This window comes from Endozoicomonas elysicola, assembly GCF_000710775.1.
Classification (GTDB): Bacteria; Pseudomonadota; Gammaproteobacteria; order Pseudomonadales; family Endozoicomonadaceae; genus Endozoicomonas; species Endozoicomonas elysicola.
The window spans coordinates 1,416,878-1,436,499 of record NZ_JOJP01000001.1 but is presented as its reverse complement, the minus strand read 5'-3'; the positions used below and the strand labels follow the sequence as shown (position 1 = coordinate 1,436,499).

Sequence of the window (19,622 nt, the reverse complement as noted above, 5' to 3'; positions counted from 1 at the left end):
CATCATGAAGCTACCTGCCATTGCCATTGCCCATCACCGTTTTACCCTGGTGATTATTTTACTCATGGTCGCTCTTGGTGTCGTATCCCTCAATTCCATGCCCCGCTCGGAAGATCCACAGTTCAAATTCCCCGCTGCCATGGTGCGCGTGGTATACCCGGGAACCAGCCCTCTGGATATGGAGAAATTAATAGTTGATCCTGTGGAAGAAGCGATTAATGAACTGGATGATATAAAAGTTCTTAAATCAAATATTGAGGATGGTCTGGCCGTTATCCAGGTGGAGTTTCTGTACGGCACCGATCCTCAGGATAAATACGACGATGTCGTTGCAGAAGTCTCACGGATCAGGGATTCTCTGCCAGACGATATTGCAGTACTTGCCATTGACCGAATATCACCCATTGATGTCAATGTTCTTCAAGTCGCAATGACAACGGATAATCATGACTATCTGACGCTTAAGAACCTTGCAGAGAAGCTGGAAAAGCACTTTGAAAGAGTGCCTGGCGTTAAAAGAGCGACGGTTGAAGCACTTCCCGAACAACAAATCCACATCAGAGCCAACCTGATCAAGATGAAGGAACTCGGTATTGGCCTTGAAGACCTGGTTCAGGCAATACAGCGCTCAGGTACCAACCTGCCTGGAGGGCATGTGCTGGCGGGTGAGCGCCGATTTACGGTCCGAACCAGCGGTGATTTCAAGACACTTGACCAGATCAAAAGAACCGCTGTTTACTACCGCCCCGGCAATATTATCTATGTTGAAGATATTGCAGAGATTGAGTTAACCAGTGCGCTTCCTACTTATGAAGCACGGTATAACGACAAACGAGCCATCTTCATCAGTGTGGTTCAGCGTGAAGGCAGTAATATTTTCGACGTCATGTCAGGCCTGAATGAAGCGCTGGGTAAATTCCGTGAAGTACTTCCTGATGGTATTGAGGTACTGCTGGCCCATGATCAAGCAGAGTCAGTTGATGAGCGAGTATCACAATTCTTCGACAGCCTGCTCCAGGGCCTGGTACTGGTTGGCCTGCTGACACTTGTGCTACTGGGTTTGCGGTCTGCCATTGTCGTTATTCTGGCGATCCCTATTTCGGTGCTGATAGGCCTTGCCTGGCTGGATCTTGCGGGTTTTGGTTTGCAACAGATGTCCATTGCCGGACTGGTCATTGCACTTGGCCTCTTGGTGGACAACGCCATCGTTGTTACCGAGAACGTCAGCCGTTTTCTGAGAGAGGGGTACAGTCCCCAAGAAGCTGCCGCGAAAGGAGCCAGCCAGGTTGGCTGGGCGGTTGCAAGCGGCACGCTGACGACGGTACTGGCATTTGTCCCTATTCTGGGCCTACAAACAGGCGCAGGTATATTCCTCCGTTCGATGCCCGTAACCGTCATTCTGACGCTGATTGCCTCCCTATTGGTTGCACTGATGCTGACGCCACTGCTGGCCAGCCTTTTCTTAAAAGGCCAAACAGCCCAGAAGACCAAAGATCCTGTGATGCTGCGTGTAGTACAGTCGTTTGCCCACAAAGGTTATCGGACAACACTTGTCTACGCCCTGAGGCACCCCTGGCAGATTCTTACTATTGCGATTATGGTACTGGTGGGCTCTATTGTATTGGCCGGCCAGCTAGGTGTCAGCATGTTCCCAAAGGCCGAAAAGCCTATGATTCTCGTCAATATTGAACTGCCTGAAGGCTCAAGCTTTGACCAGACCCGGAACATGTCGATAAAGGTTGAAGAAATTCTCAAACCCTACCCACTGGTCCGTTCCATTGCTACCAATGTTGGCAAAGATAACCCGCGCATCTACTACAACATCTTTCCTAAGCGACAGGTGCCTAATTACGCACAACTTGTGGTGAGACTTCATACTGGCAAGCTCAAAGAGGTAGAACCGTTTGTTGATGAGCTGAGAGTTCAGTTTGCCCAAATCCCCGGAGCTCGAATTACCGTTAAGGAACTACTGCAGGGCCCACCTTATGAAGCCCCCGTATCCATTCGGATTGTTGGGGATGACCTGAATAAGGTGCTGCTGGCCTCAAGAGAGGTCGAAAAGATTATGATGGATACCCCCGGAACGGTGAATGTTGATAACCCGATCGACAAACCGAAGATTGATCTTCACGTCAATATAAATCGGGAAAAAGCCGCTATGTACGGTGTGACCATTCAATCCATTGATGAAGTTATCCGAGCCAGTCTGGTGGGTATGACTGTCAGTCAGTTCCGTGATGAAGGCGGTGAGGATTACCCGATTATTGTCCGCTATCAAGGCCGTGAATCCACAGCCTATGAGGGAGTGGAGGAATATCGACCCAGGATAGAAGACTTCAACCCTATGGTTGTGAAGTCAGCGTCAGGACAACTGATTCCTATCCGACAACTGGTTACCCTGGAGATGAAAAGTGCGCTTCCCCGTTTCCAGCACCATATGACTGAACGAATGGCCAGGGTCACCGCTGACCTGAAAGGTGGCTACCAGGCTGATCCGGTAACCAATGCCATTGTGGAAAAGCTGGATCAATACGACTGGCCAGAAGGCATCAGCTATCAGGTCGGTGGTGAGCAGGAACAAAGAAAAGAGTCCTTTGCAGGAATGACCAAAGTGTTGTTAATTGCCATGCTCGGCATCTTTGCCGTTTTGGTGCTGCAGTTTAACTCCTTCTCTCAACCCGCAGTGGTCTTTACTGCTATTCCTTTTGCGGTAACCGGTATGATTCTGGCCCTCTGGCTTGCTGGTTACACATTCTCGTTCACCGCATTTATTGGTCTGACCTCACTGGTGGGCATTGTGGTCAATAACTCCATCATTCTCGTGGATTATGCAAATCTGCTACGTAACGGCGGACAGAGCCTGAAAGAAGCCATTATTGAGTCTGGACAAACCCGGATGCTGCCAATCCTGCTCACAACCATGACCACCATTGGTGGGCTTCTGCCTTTAACACTGTCTAACTCGGTCATGTGGTCTCCTATGGGATGGACCATTATTGGTGGATTGCTGGTTTCTACCATTCTGACCCTGGTGGTAGTCCCAGTGCTCTATTACTTATTCAGTAAAAGGCAACAAGAAAGCGTATAAGAACGTAAATAGTCACGTACAAACCTCTGAAGCTTGTGTAGAATTATTCTTATAAGTGATAAAAAAGCAGGCAGCAGCCATACAGGTGGCTCGCCCACCAACAAAGAGGTAACAGCATGTCAGAGCACCCCGTTAATCGCTCGACTTTTGATCAGGTCATGGTTCCTAATTATGCGCCCCAGGCCATGGTGCCAGTGCGAGGCGAGGGGTCGCGAGTATGGGACCAGGAAGGTAAGGAGTATCTGGACTTTGCCGGTGGAATTGCCGTTAATGCCCTTGGGCACTGCCATCCTGCCCTGATTAGTGCACTGAAAAAGCAAAGCAATGCACTTTGGCATCTGAGTAATATTTATACCAATGAACCAGCCCTCGAACTGGCTCAGGAACTCACCAATAATACGTTCGCAGAAAAAGTCTTTTTCTGTAATTCCGGTGGGGAGGCGAATGAAGCGGCCTTCAAGCTGGCCAGAAAATACGCCTATGATAACTTTGGTCCCAAGAAAAATGAGATTGTCTCTTTCTATCAATCTTTCCATGGAAGAACGCTCTTTACCGTTACTGTTGGAGGCCAGAAAAAATACTGCGAAGGCTTTGAGCCTGTGCCTGGTGGCGTTCTCCACACGACCTATAACGATCTGGATGCCCTGAAAGCGATTATTTCTGACAACACCTGTGCCGTTGTTTTAGAACCCATTCAAGGTGAAGGGGGGGTTATTCCCGCTGACCCTGAGTTTATGAGAGGCATTCGGGCGTTATGTAACCAGCATAATGCCCTCCTGGTGCTTGACGAGGTTCAGTCAGGCATGGGCAGAACCGGCGAACTCTTCGCCTATATTGGGCTGGGTGTAACACCCGATATTCTTACCAGTGCCAAATCTCTGGGTGGAGGCTTTCCGATTGGCGCCATGTTGACGACCAGCAAGGTAGCTGAAAGCCTGGGATTTGGAACCCATGGCAGTACTTACGGTGGTAACCCGCTGGCCTGTGCGGTTGCTCTGGAAGTCATAAAAATCATTAATGACCCAAAACTGCTGGATAACGTCGGTAAAAAACATGACCGTTTCCGTAAACACCTTGAAGCCATCAACAGCAAATATGCCATCTTTACGGAAGTCCGTGGTAAAGGGCTATTGATGGGTGCCGAACTGGTTGAAAAATACCATGGTCAGGGTAAAGACATCCTTGCAGCAGCAGCTGATGAGGGACTAATGATGCTGGTTGCAGGGCCTAATGTTCTGCGTTTTGCACCATCGCTGATCATTCCCGATGAAGATATCGATGAAGGTATGGCTCGTTTGGAGAGAGCCGTCGCAAAAGTAGTGACAGCCTGATAAACCAAACACCTCTGTATTTCTGCGGAGGTGTTTTAGCCATAGACCTCAGAACAAATAGAACGAGGCATACCATATGGTTAAGCCGACAAACTCCACTCTTCCTCCTGACGTTTTTCCCTGGCTGGATTTACTCAATGACCAGCACGATGAAATGCTGAACAGAACCATTGAGCTGGCAGAAATCAATTCAGGAAGCCTGAATCAAGATGGCGTTAATCAGATCCTGGAAAAACTGAAAGTACTGACCGAGCGTTTATCAAAAGATCAGGAGCGTATCTCCGTCCCCCCCTGGGAAGTTGTGGATGACAACGGAGAAACTATTCAGCACCCACTTGGCGATGCGCTTCGAGTTCGCAAACGACCCGAAGCCCCCTTGCAGGTCTTTATGTGTGGTCATATGGACACCGTCTTTCCCAAAGAAAGCCCTTTTCAGAAAGTACGGTGGTTGGATGAAGAAACCATTAATGGTCCGGGAGTCACTGATTTAAAAGGTGGCATCCTCGTGATGCTAAAAGCCTTGGAAGTTCTGGAGCAAAGCCCCTGGGCAAAACACATTGGCTGGGAAATACTGTTTAACCCTGATGAGGAGATTGGTTCCCCGGGCTCTGCACCATTAATTGAAGAGGCCGCGCAGCGAGTCCATTTTGGCATGATTTTCGAGCCTTGCTTTCCAGATGGAAACCTTGCCGGTCAACGCAAAGGCAGTGGAAACTTTACTGTTGTCAGTCATGGCAAAGCGGCTCATGCGGGGCGCGAGCACCACTTGGGTCGAAATGCCATCCGCGCACTCTGTGATTTTATCTCCGCCATGGATGACCTGAATGGACAACGGCCAGGTATAACCTTTAACCCCGGTTACATTCATGGTGGCGGCCCGACCAACATCGTACCCGACCGCTGCATTCATAAGTTTAACGTTCGTCTTGAACATCCCGATGACGAGCAATGGTGTCTGAAAAAGCTCAGTAAAATTATTGATACCATCAATCAACGTGATGGTATTCAGCTGGATCTATACGGAGGCTTTACTCGAAAACCAAAGGTAATGAGCCCTGCCAACGAGCAACTATTGTCTCTGGCACGAAGTATTGGGCATGAGCTTGGAGTTCCGCTGGAAATCAAACCAACCGGAGGTTGCTGTGATGGTAACAACCTTGCTTCCGCCGGAATCCCCAATATTGATACCCTTGGCGTTCAGGGTGGAGCAATTCACAGTGAGCAGGAGTATTTAAACGTTAAAAGCCTTGTATCAAGAGCCCGACTCAGCGCTGCCATACTACTGACCCTGGCCTATAACAAAGCGAATGGCGACCAACTGGAATGGTTAACTGGAGGTGAGAAATGACGCTTACGATAGAACAATTACTCAACGCCATGTGGCAGGATTATCTGGCTCTCACTCCTGATGCAAAGCCAATCCACCAGCTCTTTGCCGACCTGAACCAGGGCATTGTTGTTAATGATCATATTGCCCTTAGAACCTTCAATCTTGAGAAAGTCTCTCTGGATAAAATTGCTAAATCCTTTATTGAGGCCGGTTACCAAACCGTTGATGACTATCAGTTCCCTGCTAAAAAACTGTTTGCCAGATACTTTCAGCATCCGGATGAGACACTGCCTAAAGTGTTCATCAGTGAGCTGAAAGTTGAGGAGCTCCCTCAATACTGCCAGGAAATTATTCATGACCTGGTATCACAGGTTCCAGAAGAATCAGTAAGCCAACAGGGCTTCTGCTACTCCGGTCGCCCGTGGAGTGTCACTAAAGAACAATACCAGGAGCTTGCCAGCGAGAGCGAGTATGCCTCATGGCTGGCAGCACACGGTTTTCGCCCTAACCATTTTACCGTTTCCATCAACCACTTGAGCTCACATTCAAATATTGAAAGTATCAACCAACTATTACAGGACAAGGGATATACCATGAACACCAGCGGTGGTTTGGTCAAAGGCTCACCGGATGTTCTTCTGGAGCAATCCTCGACCCTGGCCAAAGAGATCGAAGTGAGCTTCACTGATGGGGTTATGAAGCTACCAGGCTGCTATTATGAGTTTGCCCTTCGCTACCCTATGCCCAATGGCCAGCTATACCAAGGGTTTGTCGCAGCTTCTGCGGATAAGATTTTTGAGAGTACTGATACGAAGCCATCACCCTAGATATATCCTTTAAGAAGCAAGCTAAAGCGCACTTCAGCCATATGCCACACTTTGCGTTAGCTTACTGAATATATAAACAATACCAGTTACACTACGCTGTTTTTAGATTGGGCAGTGTAGTGACAGGTGGCCTGCCTGAAACCTCATTCCACATCATCAGATTACCTGCCAAATCAATGATTTAGGCATCAACAAAGTTAAAGGTAACCTAACTTATGCGAGCCATATCAAAACCAGAGCTTTTTCTGTTGGTGGCTTTCTTTTTTGTACTACCCATGTATGAAGGTCCTAAAAATTTATTTCTAGTGGCTTATATCATTACCTGGTGTGTACAAAGCTGGAGAGCAAAGGATTTTGGAGGCAAGCTTCGCTCCTGGGAATGGGTTCTTGCTCTATTTCTAGCAACAGGCTTTATCTCAGCTTATACAAATCCATTCGGTTGGGAGAAGCCGGTAAGTGGTGCTCTGACTTTTGCCAAGCTGATAATACCGGCAATGCTATTTTCCAGAACCTCAATACCAACCCCAAAAGTGACCTTTTTAGGCTCGTCAATAATACTGGGAACCTTTATCGCCGTTCTTGAGTCTTGGTATGTCTGGGTTCGTGATGGTGCAGAACACCCTGAACTCAACTCTGTAGGTCATGTAAACCAGTCAGCACTTTACATAGCTATTGCCTTTGGCGTTTCTCTTGCAATATTTATGATAAACAAGGGGTGGAAAAAAGCCCTGCCTCTATTACTAACCCTTTTCTTTGCAACTGCCTTAATTATTTCAAAATCCATGACAGCATTTGGTGCTGCTCTCGTCATGTGTCTTGTTGCTGTCTGTATACAGCTCAAACCTAATGTGAAAAATTTAGCCTCATTGGCATTTTCTGTCATTGCATTAGGCGTCATAGTGTTTTTTGCCAGTGATCATATTCTGGCATTGAAAAATTTTGAGTCCAAAGCAACTTTTCACGCTCAAGGTGGTGACACTGGCAGTTCATTCTTAAGCAAGAGAGATGTTATTTTTAACTCCGTAATTTTTGTGTTACCAGACTTTCCAATGTTTGGTGCGGGTGATCGTCATTTTGACATTGCCACCAGCGAAGAGTACATGAAGTCTGTAGCCATTCAACGAGGAGTCCCATTCGAGCCTGAACGCTTTTTCCACACCAACCATGGCCATAATATGGTCACATCCGTTCTACTAAATCGAGGCTATATTGGGCTCTTCCTGATTTTAAGTTTTATCTTTATAACAGCCTGGAAGCATCTACGCTGGCTTATTCAATATTATTCTGACCGCAAGCTGGAGCTTGAACCAGTCATCGGTATCATGACAGGCATCTATATCATTGTCGGAGGCATGGGTAACTCAACCCTTTATGTTGAGCATGGCCAATTGGCTTTCTGTTTGATTGGACTATCCATGGGATACCTTCAGAGAAAATCAGATAGAAAGGTTATTGCCTCTCAAACTTATAATATTTCTGAGCATTCAGTAAAAAAACCCAGCCAGAACTCTGCGGATCATGCTCTGTAAAATTGTGGAAAATAAGCCAGCAGTGAGCAGTTTCTCTTTTGCTGGCTTTAGCATGTTTATTGACCTTTATTCTGGCACGAGTGCCATCATAACTATGAAGAAAGCAGGGACTTTTTGATAAGTGTCTTCATAGTAAATACAGCAAGGCTTCGCTTATGAAAATTCTGGTGACCAAGTTTCGTAACCTCGGTGATGTTTTACTTTCGACACCTCTGTTTGCCAGCTTGAAGGAAATCTACCCAAACTCTGAGCTGCATGTATCCGTCAATGATTTCTGCACGCAGGTGGTGGCTGATAATCCCCATGTAGACAAGGTTATTCCATACTCCAGAGGCCAAAAAAGCGAGCAAAACTTCTGGCAGCGTATTCGTGCTGAAATTAAATTCTATCGACAGTTCAAAGGCAAATACGACCTTGTGATCAACCTTACCGAAGGCGATCGGGGTTGCATTATCAGTGCCTTATCAGGTGCTTCCAAAAGAATGGGCTACATCAAAAAGCCAACATTGATCAATCGGTTGGCCCGCTTTGATACCACCTTCGACAGCCAACAGCGCATTCCTACGGTTCAGAAAGATTTGCAGTTTGCCGAAGCTATTGATCAGGAAAAAGTTGTTAAAAAAGTAACACTGGGCTGGAGAAAAGACCATGAAGACCTGGTAGACGGACTTCTATCTGATTTAGGCCTTACAGAGAACGTTGTGATCGTTCATCCTGTATCACGATGGATGTATAAGTGCTGGGACTCCCGTAAAGTGGCTAAATGCATTGACCATATACAGAAAAATTGGCAAAAACCTGTTCTGCTGACCACATCTTCTGACCCCAAAGAGATGAGTATGGCAGAAGAAATCGCTGGCTTCTGCCAACAAAAACCACTTCAACTACCACAGCAAATTGATCTTCAGGCTTATGCCTACCTGACCTCAAAAGCCTGCTTATTCTTTGGCATTGATTCAGCGCCCATGCATATTGCCGCCTCTACCGATACGCCCGTTGTCGCATTGTTCGGAGCCAGTGAACCAAACCTATGGGGGCCTTGGGATAACGAACAAGGTAACAACTATAAGCTAACGACAGATATCCAGCATAATGGCCTGCACTGCGTGATATCCAACGATAACCTTGAGCTTTACTTTGAAGATGGCAACAAGCTTTCCAGGGGAATGATGGCAATAACTCTGAATCAGGTTATCTCCGAGCTTGATAGCGCACTTAATAATTTATCTAAAGATAGCCACAAGAAACCGATCAATACGACGGATGCTGTCCAGCAGCCCTCAGGTGCAATATAGTACAGCTATACATTCCCAACCCCAGACTTTATATCCAATGAGCCAACCATCCAATCTCCACTTTATTTTGAATGATAAAGATCGCTGGCAGGATTTGCTGTCCGGCGATTTACCAATACCCGCAGAGATTAAGCACCGCATTATCACAGGTGAAGATATCTGGGTACTACTGACATACTTGCAGTTTCGTCATGCAGGGTATGAAGTCACTCTGGGTACAGAAGCTTGTCCCGATAAAATTAACGTCATCGACGGTGTAAAGTCCCGCCCAAAAAATACATTTGCAGACTATTTTTATGTGGCCTGCCGAACGGATGCGCACTACCCAGAGTTTGGCCACTTTGTATTACACCAGAACCTGATTCAGTCTGGTAAACGGAATGAAATCTACATCCCGCAGTGGCCACAACCTGGCCTGATTTTGCGTGAGTGCCAGCGTGGCAACGACATCAAAACGGTAGCATTCTTTGGTCAGCCAAAACGGAACCTTGCCGAAGTATTTCAGTCTGAAGCATTTTCAGCTGAGCTAAAAAACCGGGATATCGAATTCATTATTAAAGGAAAGAACAACAATACCGTAGAGTGGCATGATTACTCCAACGTCGATATTGTGATCGCTGTACGTGATGTACCTGTGGAGCTTCTAAGAATAAAACCCGTGAATAAAGCAACGAATGCCTGGCTTGCTGGCGCATTGTGCATAACTGGCGATGAACCCGCCATCACAGCAGCATTTAATAGCAACAAAGCTGTGTTGCATGCTACGACCATAGAAGGTGTTCTGACAATTATTGACCATTTACGTGAAAAACCAGAACTTTTTTCAGAACTTCTGGCAGAAGGTCAAAAACTTGCCCGAGACTATAGTGAATCTTCAGTTCTTACTTATTGGACCAGAATGGAGGAGTTCGTTACTCCAGAGTTTGAACGGTGGAAAAACACCGGTAAGGCAGAAAGGCTAATCAACTATTCTCGAAGACGAGTACTCAACCGAATTAGCAAATCCACACATAAGTGGACCATTTCTCGGCATATCTAACCGATATCCGGGGTCTTTTGCTTTCCATTTACGATCTTGCCAAGGCCTGAGACGACTATGAGCTTATACAAAAAGCTGGCTATCTTTTTTAAGTATCGCAAAAAAACGTTTAAAGCACTTGGTAAGAATGTTCAGTTTAAAGAGCTGGACTCAAAGTTTCTCCACACAGAAAACATCGTTCTAGATAACCACTGTAAGATTCTTGGTAAAGCCTATATTGATGGTAGTGGAGGTATTCATATAGGGTGAGGTGCAGTTTTAGCACCTCTATGCACAATCATCACCAGCAATCATTTTTATGATGAAAATGACCTTAAGTTCCTGCCTTATGATAATCGGATGATCAAAAAGCCCGTCAATATTGGCCGCTATTGTTGGATTGGTCGCAATGTGATGATCATGCCTAGGGTAACTCTCGGTGATGCTTCGGTCATTGCAGCGGGCAGTGTCGTTGTGAAAGATGTTCCAGCGTACAGCGTCGTTAGCGGAAATCCTGCTCAAGTAATTAAACAGAGAAACCAGAGCAAACTGGAAGTATTGATCCAGGAAAACCGGTGCTATGAAGACCCGGAAGTCAATTCAGACAGGAGAAAGATCTTTATCTAAGGGGAGTTATGTTATCGCTCTCAGTGACAGACGCTGCAAGTTACCTGAGAGGAAACCTGCAGCTGACTTGCTCGGAGAAATAAGCCTACGAGCAAGGAAGGCTATAATCCTCCCCCTCCTTTAAAAACAGATTCCATATCATCAACCATTTTGTCTTTAGTGCAGTTAGCAAGGGCATGATCCAGACTGTAATTTGCGAACCACTCCCTCATTTCAGAATTATTAACCAGTGACTCAAGGGCTTCCTTAACCGTTGCAACATCTTTGGTCTTTACCTGCAAACCATTTTTCCCAGGGTGCAAAACCTCAAGAATACTGCCAACATCGGTAGATACAATCGGGAGCCTGCACAGCATTGCCTGCATGATTCCCTGCGGAACACCTTCATTTCCGTATGAAGGAAGGCAGAAGATATCCATCGCCTGCAACCAGGGAACAACATTGTCCTGATTGCCGGGCATAGTCACCTTGTCAGCAATGCCAAGCTCAGTAACCTGCTGTTTAACACTCTCATACTGAGGGCCATCACCAACGATCAGCAGATGAACGTCATCTCTGGACAACTGGGCAAACGCATTGATTAGATATTCATGCCCTTTCCAAGAACGTAGCGTTGCCAGAATACCGATAATGGTTTTATCCACAGGTAAACCAAGCTGCTGCCGAACTTCATCTTTATCATCAGCGGGCACAAAACGCGACTGGTCAATACCGGTAGGAATCGATTTCATCTTTTCCAGTGGAATACCATTATGGTTATGTAATGTCTGCCTTAGCTGCTCTCCTGTGGTAACAATAAAATCATTCCCTTTGTTGTATAACCACAATGTACTTCGATTATTGTGTACCTCTGTTGATAAGTGACGGGTTCGTACAATTCGGGGACGATTCTTTTTCCAGGCCAGGCAGAGTGACACCAGCCAGCTATCGGTAGAACTGTGGGTGTTAATAACATCAAAGTCATTTGCAGACAGGTACTGATGCATTGCCCATAAAGACGACAACTTTTTTTTCTGGATAGGCAGAGCAACCGCCATAATTCCTCTTTTCAAAGCCGCTTCATAGATTTTTGAATGTTCTGGACAAACGATGGTAACTTGATGGCCACGCTCAATCATCCCTTCGGACTCTGTCAACGTCCTGATTTCCTGACCACCCCATCCACAGGATGACTCTGTATGTAAAATTTTCATGCTTTTTCTCAAGTGTTCAATATCTGGTTATACAGAGATAACAGCTGACTCGTAAGCCTTTCTGAGGTGAATGGCTGGATGATATCGCGAGCCATCATACCAAGACTCTCAGCATGACCTTTATCCGCAAATGCCTGTACGGCTGATGTCAAAGCGGGAATATCGAGGGCATCGCAACAATAACCATTGCGCCCCTCGTCAATAATCTCAGCACCTCCACAACTGGTACTGGTAATGACTCCAAGACCTGATGCCATGGCCTCAAGAATAACATTAGGGAATGGGTCATAAACCGTGGGTAGAATAAAGCCGTCAGCTGCACCATAAAAACGACGACTTTCGCTCTGCATACCCACAAAATGAACGCGATCGGCACACCCCAGATCACGGGCCTTCTGTCGATATTTTTCTTCCTCTTTATCTTTGCCAACGACAATCAGGTGAGCCCTTGTCGCTGCAACGGCCTCCAGCGATGCAGCCAGACCTTTTCGCTCAAAACCGGAACCCACAAACAACATAACGGTTGCATCAGTCTCAATGCCCAGCGTTTCCCTGACCTTCATGCCTTCACTCTGTTTCAGGGCGGGATTAAATTTTTCCTGATCAACACTGTTATAGATAACGTGAACAGCTTCAGGATTAATCACAAACTCCCGGCACACCTCTTTTTTTACCATTTGGGAGTTACAGATCACTGCTTTCAGTTCTGGATGCTCAAACATTTGCTTCTCTGCATCCATAACATAACGGTGAAAGCGATCATTTTTCATTCGCTTCGCCTGAGCTTTAGAGGTAATTCTCGAGCGATGCTCCAGCCAGCATTTATGAACACCATCACCGGCACGATAAATTGTGCAGCCCGGGATACGTTCATGACTCTGAACAATATCAAAACTGGAGAAGTGTTTTTGTGCTGATCTGGCGAAGCCCCGTTCACGACTGACCCGCCCCCACTTAAAAGGGTTACAAAGCTCAACGTGAAAAGAAGGGTTCCGGGCACCCTGCCACTGTCGGGTTAATACCGTAATATCCAGTTGCTGCTCTGTTTTTTGAGCGGGATTTTGTTGAGAAAGCGCAGAAAGAGCAGAGGCGACAAACCGTTCCGCCCCTCCATCTGGCCGGTATTTCTGTCTGACAATGGCAAGCTTGATCATGCTAGAAGATATTCCCGTGATTAATCAGTTTGCTTACGGGTCTTGCCCAAAGCCCACAGTGCCGCATATTTATTGAAGGTGTACTGGGTAACCACCAGCGACAGCAGTAGCCCGTGAGCCCCATCAAGAAAGCCCCTTCGCAGAAAATAGGTTTTAATAAATGCCCCAAGAGCATGGCTGAATGCTGATCCAAGCCCTTTCCGCTTCCCTTTCAGGAAACGTTCTTCAGCCCAGCTGCGGGCATAAACCAATTGTTTCTGCTGAAATTGCATGTAGTCATCGCAGGTACGATGCAGCAGGTCTCCATCCAGATCGACGACGTCTGCACCAGAAATGTCCACTGATTCATGCACCAGGTTACTGTTGTAAGTTCGCTCTTTATTCAGGTAGAGACGTATGACTCGATCAGGATACCAGCCACAGTGCATCATATAACGACCAAGAAACCAGTTGCGGCGGGCACAGGTATAGGCCTTATTCATCTGCTGTGCTTCAGACAACACCACCTGAATACTGGCTTTCAGTTCATCCGTGACCTGCTCATCCGTATCAAGCATAAACACATAGTCAGACGTCGCATACTGCTGGGCTATCTGTCGCTGCTTACCATAGCCCTGCCAGTCAGTGTGCTGATAGACCTTGGCACCGTTACGAATGGCTATATCGACCGTATCATCGGTACTGCCTCCATCCAAAAGAACGATCTCATCTGCCCATTGAACAGACTTAAGACTACTCTCCAGGGTGACAGCACTGTTTTTAGCAATCAGGACAACAGAAAGGGAGTTAGCTTGGGGCATGAATGACTCGACTCGCTTTGTCAGAAGCTGTCTCAAAGATCCAGCCAGCAAAATAGTAGAATAATATCGGCTTTCACAAACTCAGTAAATGTAACCAACGCAGACAATACCAGCTGAGCATTTCAGCCGAATAGGCTTTCCGTTAGAATTGTCCCACTCATTTTTCATGGTAACTACCGGGTATGAAAGTCACTGTTTTTGGCATCGGCTATGTTGGACTGGTGCAAGCTGCGGTTCTGGCTGAAGTGGGTCATGACGTTATTTGTGTCGATATTGATCAAAATAAGGTGGATAACCTCAAACGGGGCATCATTCCTATCTATGAACCTGGGCTGGAACCGATCGTAAGAGAGAATAGTCAGACAGGCCGCCTGCAATTCACCACGGATGCTGCAGAGGGGATAGCGCATGGCACTCTGCAATTTATAGCCGTTGGCACTCCACCCGATGAAGATGGTTCTGCCGATCTGCAATACGTCCTCGCTGTTGCTGAAACCATCGCCACACACATGAATGATAGAAAGATCATTGTTAACAAGTCCACAGTACCGGTAGGTACAGCTGACAAAGTATCCTCTAAAATAGCGGAGGTATTAAAGACGCGTGGTGTTGAGCTTGAGTTTTCCGTTGCTTCTAACCCTGAATTTCTGAAAGAAGGTGCTGCGGTTAATGACTGCATGAGACCTGACCGCATCGTGGTGGGTACCGATAGCCTTGATCATGAAAACAATTACGTTGTTGAAACCATGAAAGAGCTTTACGCGCCTTTCAATCGAAATCATGACCGCATGATTTTCATGGATGTCCGCAGCGCAGAACTGACCAAATACGCGGCTAACTGTATGCTGGCCACAAAAATCAGTTTTATGAATGAAATGGCCGGTCTTGCAGAACGACTGGGTGCGGATATTGAGATGGTTCGTCAGGGTATTGGCTCAGATCCTCGTATCGGCTTCCATTTTATCTATCCCGGCTGTGGCTACGGTGGATCCTGTTTCCCGAAAGATGTTCAGGCACTCAAAAGAACCGCAGAAGAGATTGATTTTGAGCCTCTTATGCTGAAAGCCGTTGAAGAACGCAACGCCCAACAGAAGCATGTGTTATTCAGCAAGATAAGCGCTCACTTCAATGGCCAGCTTGAGGGTAAAACGGTTGCTCTGTGGGGGCTGGCGTTCAAACCCAACACAAATGATATGCGGGATGCTCCGAGCCGTGTATTGATGGAGGCTCTCTGGCAGGCAGGAGCCAAGGTTCAGGCTTTTGACCCGGAAGCAATGGAAGAAGCCCAGCGTATCTACGGCCTGCGTGATGATCTGACCCTGTCTGGCACTCCGCAGGTAGCATTGAAAGGTGCCGATGCCTTGGTTATTTGTACTGAGTGGCGGCAATTCCGTGCTCCTGATTTTGAGCAAATAGCAGAACTACTGAAAGAGCAAGTCATTTTTGATGGTCGTAATATGTACGAGCCAGAGCGCATGAAAAAGAAAGGTTTTGCGTATTACGCCATTGGTCGCTGATACGGCTTACTGTTCACCATAGTCTCTATGTTAATGACGACTGTTTAACCACAAAGAGCACAAAGAAAAACTCAATGAGTTTTGTGCTCTTTGTGGTTTTATCAACAGGTAAACCACGATGAAATATCTAGTTACAGGTGCTGCAGGCTTTATTGGCTTCTTTACCACCAAACGCCTCTGTGAAATGGGGCATGAAGTCGTTGGTATTGATAACCTCAATGACTATTACGATGTCAGCCTCAAGCATGGTCGCCTCAATGAACTGGCACCTATGAAAAACTTCCGCTTTGTTGAACTTGATCTTGCCGATCGTGAAGGTATAGCAGCTCTGTTCCAAAAGGAAAAATTTAACCGGGTGATCCATCTGGCCGCTCAGGCGGGCGTCCGCTACTCCATCGACAACCCAATGGCCTATATCGACAGCAATCTCGTAGGCCATGCCACGATTCTTGAGGGCTGTCGCAATAATGATGTTGAACACCTGGTATATGCCTCTTCCAGCTCCGTTTATGGCATGAACACTAAAATGCCATTTTCAACGGCTGATGCAGTAGATCACCCAGTTTCACTCTATGCAGCTACCAAAAAATCCAACGAGCTGATGTCTCATACATACTCACACCTCTATGGTTTGCCAACTACTGGCCTGAGGTTTTTCACCGTATACGGACCTTGGGGTCGACCTGACATGGCCTACTTCAAGTTTACCCAGATGATTAATCGGGGAGAGCCCATTCCCGTCTTTAATGAAGGTAAACTGAAACGAGACTTCACTTACATTGATGATATTGTTGAAGGCATCGTGCGAATTCAGGATGTTATTCCAGTCAAGTCTGATCACTTTAATAGCTCCGACCCTAGTCGCAGTTCTGCCCCCTACCGGGTTTACAATATCGGTAATAATCAGCCGGTTGAGCTGATGACCTTCATTCAGGCTTTGGAAAGCGCAATAGGCAAACAGGCAGAAAAACAATATTTGCCGATGCAGCCAGGCGATGTATACGCAACCTATGCTGATGTCAGCGATTTGATGGAAACGGTCGGTTTTAAACCATCGACGTCCATTGAAGAAGGGCTACAAAAGTTCGCTCAGTGGTATGGGAACTGGGGAAAGTAAGTCCCTGAACTACTCGGAAGTGCTTGTGTATATGAAGATGCAGAATAATGGTCACTTGCCTACTATCTGCACCTTCAAGCACTTTAGATACCTACCTCCGTGGGCTGTCTAGTGGTAAAGCTTTGTTTCAACTATTTCCAGATCACGCTGCAGGAGCAGCACTGGAGTAACCCGTTCTCAACCGGGCTGCTGACCGGTCAATTTCATTAATATCTATATCCCTGTGACGCTCATGCTCAGCTAAGGACCATCGGTAGCCAGCTTCAATCTGTTCAAGTGTCAGTTTTCCTTCCCGCGGTAAACCCAACAAATCACGATCTATTCTCTCCTGTTCCTGAGTTAGCCGGACAAGTTTCTCCTGGCGCTCCCGCTTTTTGGCCGCCATCAAATCTCTTTGTGTTATAAACCGATATAACTGTTCCTGAGCATGCCTAGCAAGACTTACCTCACGATCAAACCGCTCTTTTGTCAGCAGCCCTTGTTCCAACTCAGCTTTTTTTGCATTGCAGTACGCTTCCGCCGCCTGATAAACCTCTTCCTTTGTAACAAACTCTTTGTTAGTCCACTGCACGTTGAGTAACTGTAAGGCAGTATCGATATTCTCAGGAGGGGGCATGGGAACATAATTCGAAGACTCTGTTTTACCCATCAACCTGTCCCGGATAGGGCGATTGGTAAAGTTATCCTTGTGGTAAAGACGACTTTCGTTCATTTCATGATTGGAAAGAAACATAAAATCCAGAGCTACTTTGGCACACATCAGAAATCTCAAACCAAAAGCAATCCCAGCAGCTACAGCCCCCGTTGCAAGTATACTTTGCGGAGACAAGTTAATTAACGCGGTGAAAAAACCAAGAAAACTGCCATAGACACCACCAACCACCATACGGCTACCAAAATAGGTCAATTTATTTTCATCACAGCGCTCCCCCTGAAAAGGAAGATGTCTGAGCCATCGAAAGCTCAGAAAATCACCAAGAACGGGGAGTTTCTCTATCGGAAGCCTGTCCAATAACACAGGGAAACGATCGGTTGGAAACTGATCACTTGAGTAATATCGCAGTACAGCCTCTCCTATCGCTTCACAAGCCATAATAATAATGCCGGTCACTGCAGATTTAATAATAATGGGCAATGCCATCATACCAACCATAAAGGTAGCGCCAGCCATGGCCCAGACGGCGAGATAACCAGCCCAGTTAAATGCGTCCACAACGTGCCAGAGTGTAGTTTCTACTGCACAGATGACTCTGCTGAAAAGCGACTTACAACGCTCAACAAAAGTAAAAGGTTCTTTTTTAAGATAAGTTCCATCAGGCTGGCTAACAGAGACAGCAGCAGCTTGTACAGGAGGTAGATCATTCAATACAGGAGGCTGCGGAGCTGGAGGTAGAAGAACAGGTGATTGATTCATAGGTATTTTTGAGAAACAGTTTTCGCTATTCTTTCCACTACTGCACGAACCGTTATAATCTCCCTAGGGGCTGTTGACGTTTCGTTACGTACTCAGCGAAACATCAACAGCCCCTGACGTGAAGCTAACTATAGATCCACTTTTTCTGTTTGCATGGTCTTTCAATCAATAAAAATTGAGGTAACATTTCCAAGTCTCTTTGCACCGCGATAACTAACTGATTATTAAAACAAAGGCAGAGCCTGACTATGATTGTTATTCGCCCCATACATGAGCAGGATCGTGAGGTACTCTGGCAAATCGCTAACCAGACCGGTGCCGGATTCACATCCTTGCAACCAAACCGTCCCATGGTAGACAACAAACTGGCATGGGCTCTCACCTCCTTTAAGCAGGCTTCCCAAAAAAATTCTTATAAGAAAGATGCCTCGGACCCAGAGCATAAAAATGCACTTTATCTGTTTGTAATGGAGGATACACAAACCGGTCAGGTGGTTGGTACTGCTGGCATAGAGTCTGCTGTCGGGCTTGACTCCCCTTGGTATAACTACAAGGTAAGTAAACAGGTTCACGCATCACAGCAGCTCAATGTCTACACGATGGTAGACACCCTGATGCTCTGCAGTGACCATACCGGCTTTTCAGAACTGTGTACGCTCTTTCTGCTTCCGGATTATCGCCACTCAAAAAATGGCGCATTTCTTTCAAAGAGCCGCATGATGTTTATGGCAGCATTTCCTGAGTTGTTTGCGGAAGATCTCTTTGCTGAAATGCGTGGCTACTGCGATGATCAGGAGGTTTCACCGTTCTGGGAAGCCCTGGGCCGACACTTTTTTGCCGTTGACTTTGCGGAGGCTGACCGGCAATCCACGGTAGATAAAGCGTTTATCGCCGAGCTGATGCCTCGCCACCCTATCTACACCAATTTATTGCCTGATGAGGCACGGGAGGTCATTGGCATTACCCATGAAAGCACAACACCTGCCCGGCACCTTCTGGAATCAGAAGGATTCCATTACACCGGATACGTGGATATTTTTGATGCAGGACCACTGCTGGAAGCCAGGGTCAAAGATGTACGATCGGTGAGAGAATCTCGACAGTACAAGGTTAAAATCGTTGACAGTAATACCACGGATCAACGCCGCTGGCTGATGGCGAATAATGAACTGGAAAACTTTCGCTGCATCATGGGCAACTTATCCTATGAGGGGCTGGAGTTCGTCAAAATAACAAAGGAGCAGGCTTCAGCCCTTAACCTTGAAGAAGGCCAGTTGCTGCGGGTAGTACCTTTATCATCCAGTTAGCCCCAGGGAGACTGCCCGAGAATAAACTGCCCTAACGGCTCACGCTGCATAGCAAACGAATAAGAGGGTGAAAAT

16 protein-coding genes are annotated in these 19,622 nt (G+C 46.6%); 12 read left to right on the top strand and 4 right to left on the bottom strand.

Annotated elements, in window-relative coordinates:
* Positions 1-4 precede the first annotated feature (4 nt).
* The 9 genes from GV64_RS06035 to GV64_RS23625 all read left to right on the top strand — a co-directional run bounded on the left by GV64_RS06035 (position 5) and on the right by GV64_RS23625 (position 11,045).
* Positions 5-3,088 (top strand): efflux RND transporter permease subunit, encoded by a 3,084-nt coding sequence (locus tag GV64_RS06035; RefSeq protein ID WP_020581022.1) that lies wholly within the window; start codon positions 5-7, stop codon positions 3,086-3,088.
* 116 nt (positions 3,089-3,204) lie between these two features.
* Complete coding sequence (locus tag GV64_RS06030) at positions 3,205-4,419, top strand: aspartate aminotransferase family protein (protein WP_020581023.1); 1,215 nt, start codon at positions 3,205-3,207, stop codon at positions 4,417-4,419.
* Positions 4,420-4,495: 76 nt separating this feature from the next.
* Positions 4,496-5,767, top strand: a complete 1,272-nt coding sequence (locus tag GV64_RS06025; RefSeq protein WP_020581024.1) for a hydrolase — start codon at positions 4,496-4,498, stop codon at positions 5,765-5,767.
* Positions 5,764-6,576: a DUF1338 domain-containing protein gene (locus GV64_RS06020; protein ID WP_020581025.1), complete on the top strand. Its 813-nt coding sequence runs from the start codon at positions 5,764-5,766 to the stop codon at positions 6,574-6,576. Before GV64_RS06025 ends, GV64_RS06020 begins: the two co-directional genes overlap by 4 nt.
* Positions 6,577-6,791: 215 nt before the next feature.
* Complete coding sequence (locus GV64_RS06015; RefSeq protein ID WP_020581026.1) at positions 6,792-8,105, top strand: O-antigen ligase family protein; 1,314 nt, start codon at positions 6,792-6,794, stop codon at positions 8,103-8,105.
* 155 nt (positions 8,106-8,260) lie between these two features.
* Entirely contained in the window at positions 8,261-9,400 is a 1,140-nt protein-coding gene (gene rfaQ, locus GV64_RS06010) for a putative lipopolysaccharide heptosyltransferase III (RefSeq protein WP_020581028.1), read from the top strand.
* Between the two features lie 37 nt (positions 9,401-9,437).
* Positions 9,438-10,439 carry a hypothetical protein gene (locus GV64_RS06005; protein ID WP_020581029.1) on the top strand — a complete coding sequence of 334 codons (1,002 nt, stop codon included), beginning with the start codon at positions 9,438-9,440 and terminating at the stop codon, positions 10,437-10,439.
* Positions 10,440-10,496: 57 nt separating this feature from the next.
* Positions 10,497-10,688: a hypothetical protein gene (locus GV64_RS23630; protein ID WP_020581030.1), complete on the top strand. Its 192-nt coding sequence runs from the start codon at positions 10,497-10,499 to the stop codon at positions 10,686-10,688.
* 90 nt (positions 10,689-10,778) lie between these two features.
* On the top strand, positions 10,779-11,045 hold the full coding sequence (locus tag GV64_RS23625; protein ID WP_020581031.1) for an LbetaH domain-containing protein: 267 nt from the start codon (positions 10,779-10,781) through the stop codon (positions 11,043-11,045).
* 101 nt (positions 11,046-11,146) lie between these two features.
* On the opposite strand, the gene GV64_RS05995 is transcribed toward GV64_RS23625, so the two are convergent.
* From GV64_RS05995 to GV64_RS05985, 3 genes are read right to left on the bottom strand one after another with little or no spacing between them, the layout of a single operon-like run.
* Positions 11,147-12,238 carry a glycosyltransferase family 4 protein gene (locus tag GV64_RS05995; protein ID WP_033402684.1) on the bottom strand — a complete coding sequence of 364 codons (1,092 nt, stop codon included), beginning with the start codon at positions 12,236-12,238 and terminating at the stop codon, positions 11,147-11,149.
* 8 nt (positions 12,239-12,246) lie between these two features.
* Positions 12,247-13,392 (bottom strand): glycosyltransferase family 4 protein, encoded by a 1,146-nt coding sequence (locus GV64_RS05990; RefSeq protein ID WP_020581033.1) that lies wholly within the window; start codon positions 13,390-13,392, stop codon positions 12,247-12,249.
* A gap of 20 nt (positions 13,393-13,412) precedes the next feature.
* Positions 13,413-14,192: a glycosyltransferase family 2 protein gene (locus tag GV64_RS05985; RefSeq protein WP_026258045.1), complete on the bottom strand. Its 780-nt coding sequence runs from the start codon at positions 14,190-14,192 to the stop codon at positions 13,413-13,415.
* 182 nt (positions 14,193-14,374) lie between these two features.
* On the opposite strand from GV64_RS05985, the gene GV64_RS05980 reads away from it, so the two are divergent.
* Together GV64_RS05980 and GV64_RS05975 are read left to right on the top strand one after the other, a co-directional pair.
* Positions 14,375-15,709, top strand: a complete 1,335-nt coding sequence (locus GV64_RS05980) for a UDP-glucose dehydrogenase family protein (protein ID WP_020581035.1) — start codon at positions 14,375-14,377, stop codon at positions 15,707-15,709.
* Positions 15,710-15,827: 118 nt separating this feature from the next.
* Positions 15,828-16,826 carry an NAD-dependent epimerase gene (locus GV64_RS05975; protein ID WP_020581036.1) on the top strand — a complete coding sequence of 333 codons (999 nt, stop codon included), beginning with the start codon at positions 15,828-15,830 and terminating at the stop codon, positions 16,824-16,826.
* A gap of 142 nt (positions 16,827-16,968) precedes the next feature.
* On the opposite strand, the gene GV64_RS05970 is transcribed toward GV64_RS05975, so the two are convergent.
* Positions 16,969-18,240: a hypothetical protein gene (locus GV64_RS05970; protein WP_020581037.1), complete on the bottom strand. Its 1,272-nt coding sequence runs from the start codon at positions 18,238-18,240 to the stop codon at positions 16,969-16,971.
* Positions 18,241-18,488: 248 nt separating this feature from the next.
* Between GV64_RS05970 and astA the strand changes: the two genes are divergently transcribed.
* Positions 18,489-19,547: an arginine N-succinyltransferase gene (astA, locus tag GV64_RS05965; protein ID WP_020581038.1), complete on the top strand. Its 1,059-nt coding sequence runs from the start codon at positions 18,489-18,491 to the stop codon at positions 19,545-19,547.
* Positions 19,548-19,622: the final 75 nt, after the last annotated feature.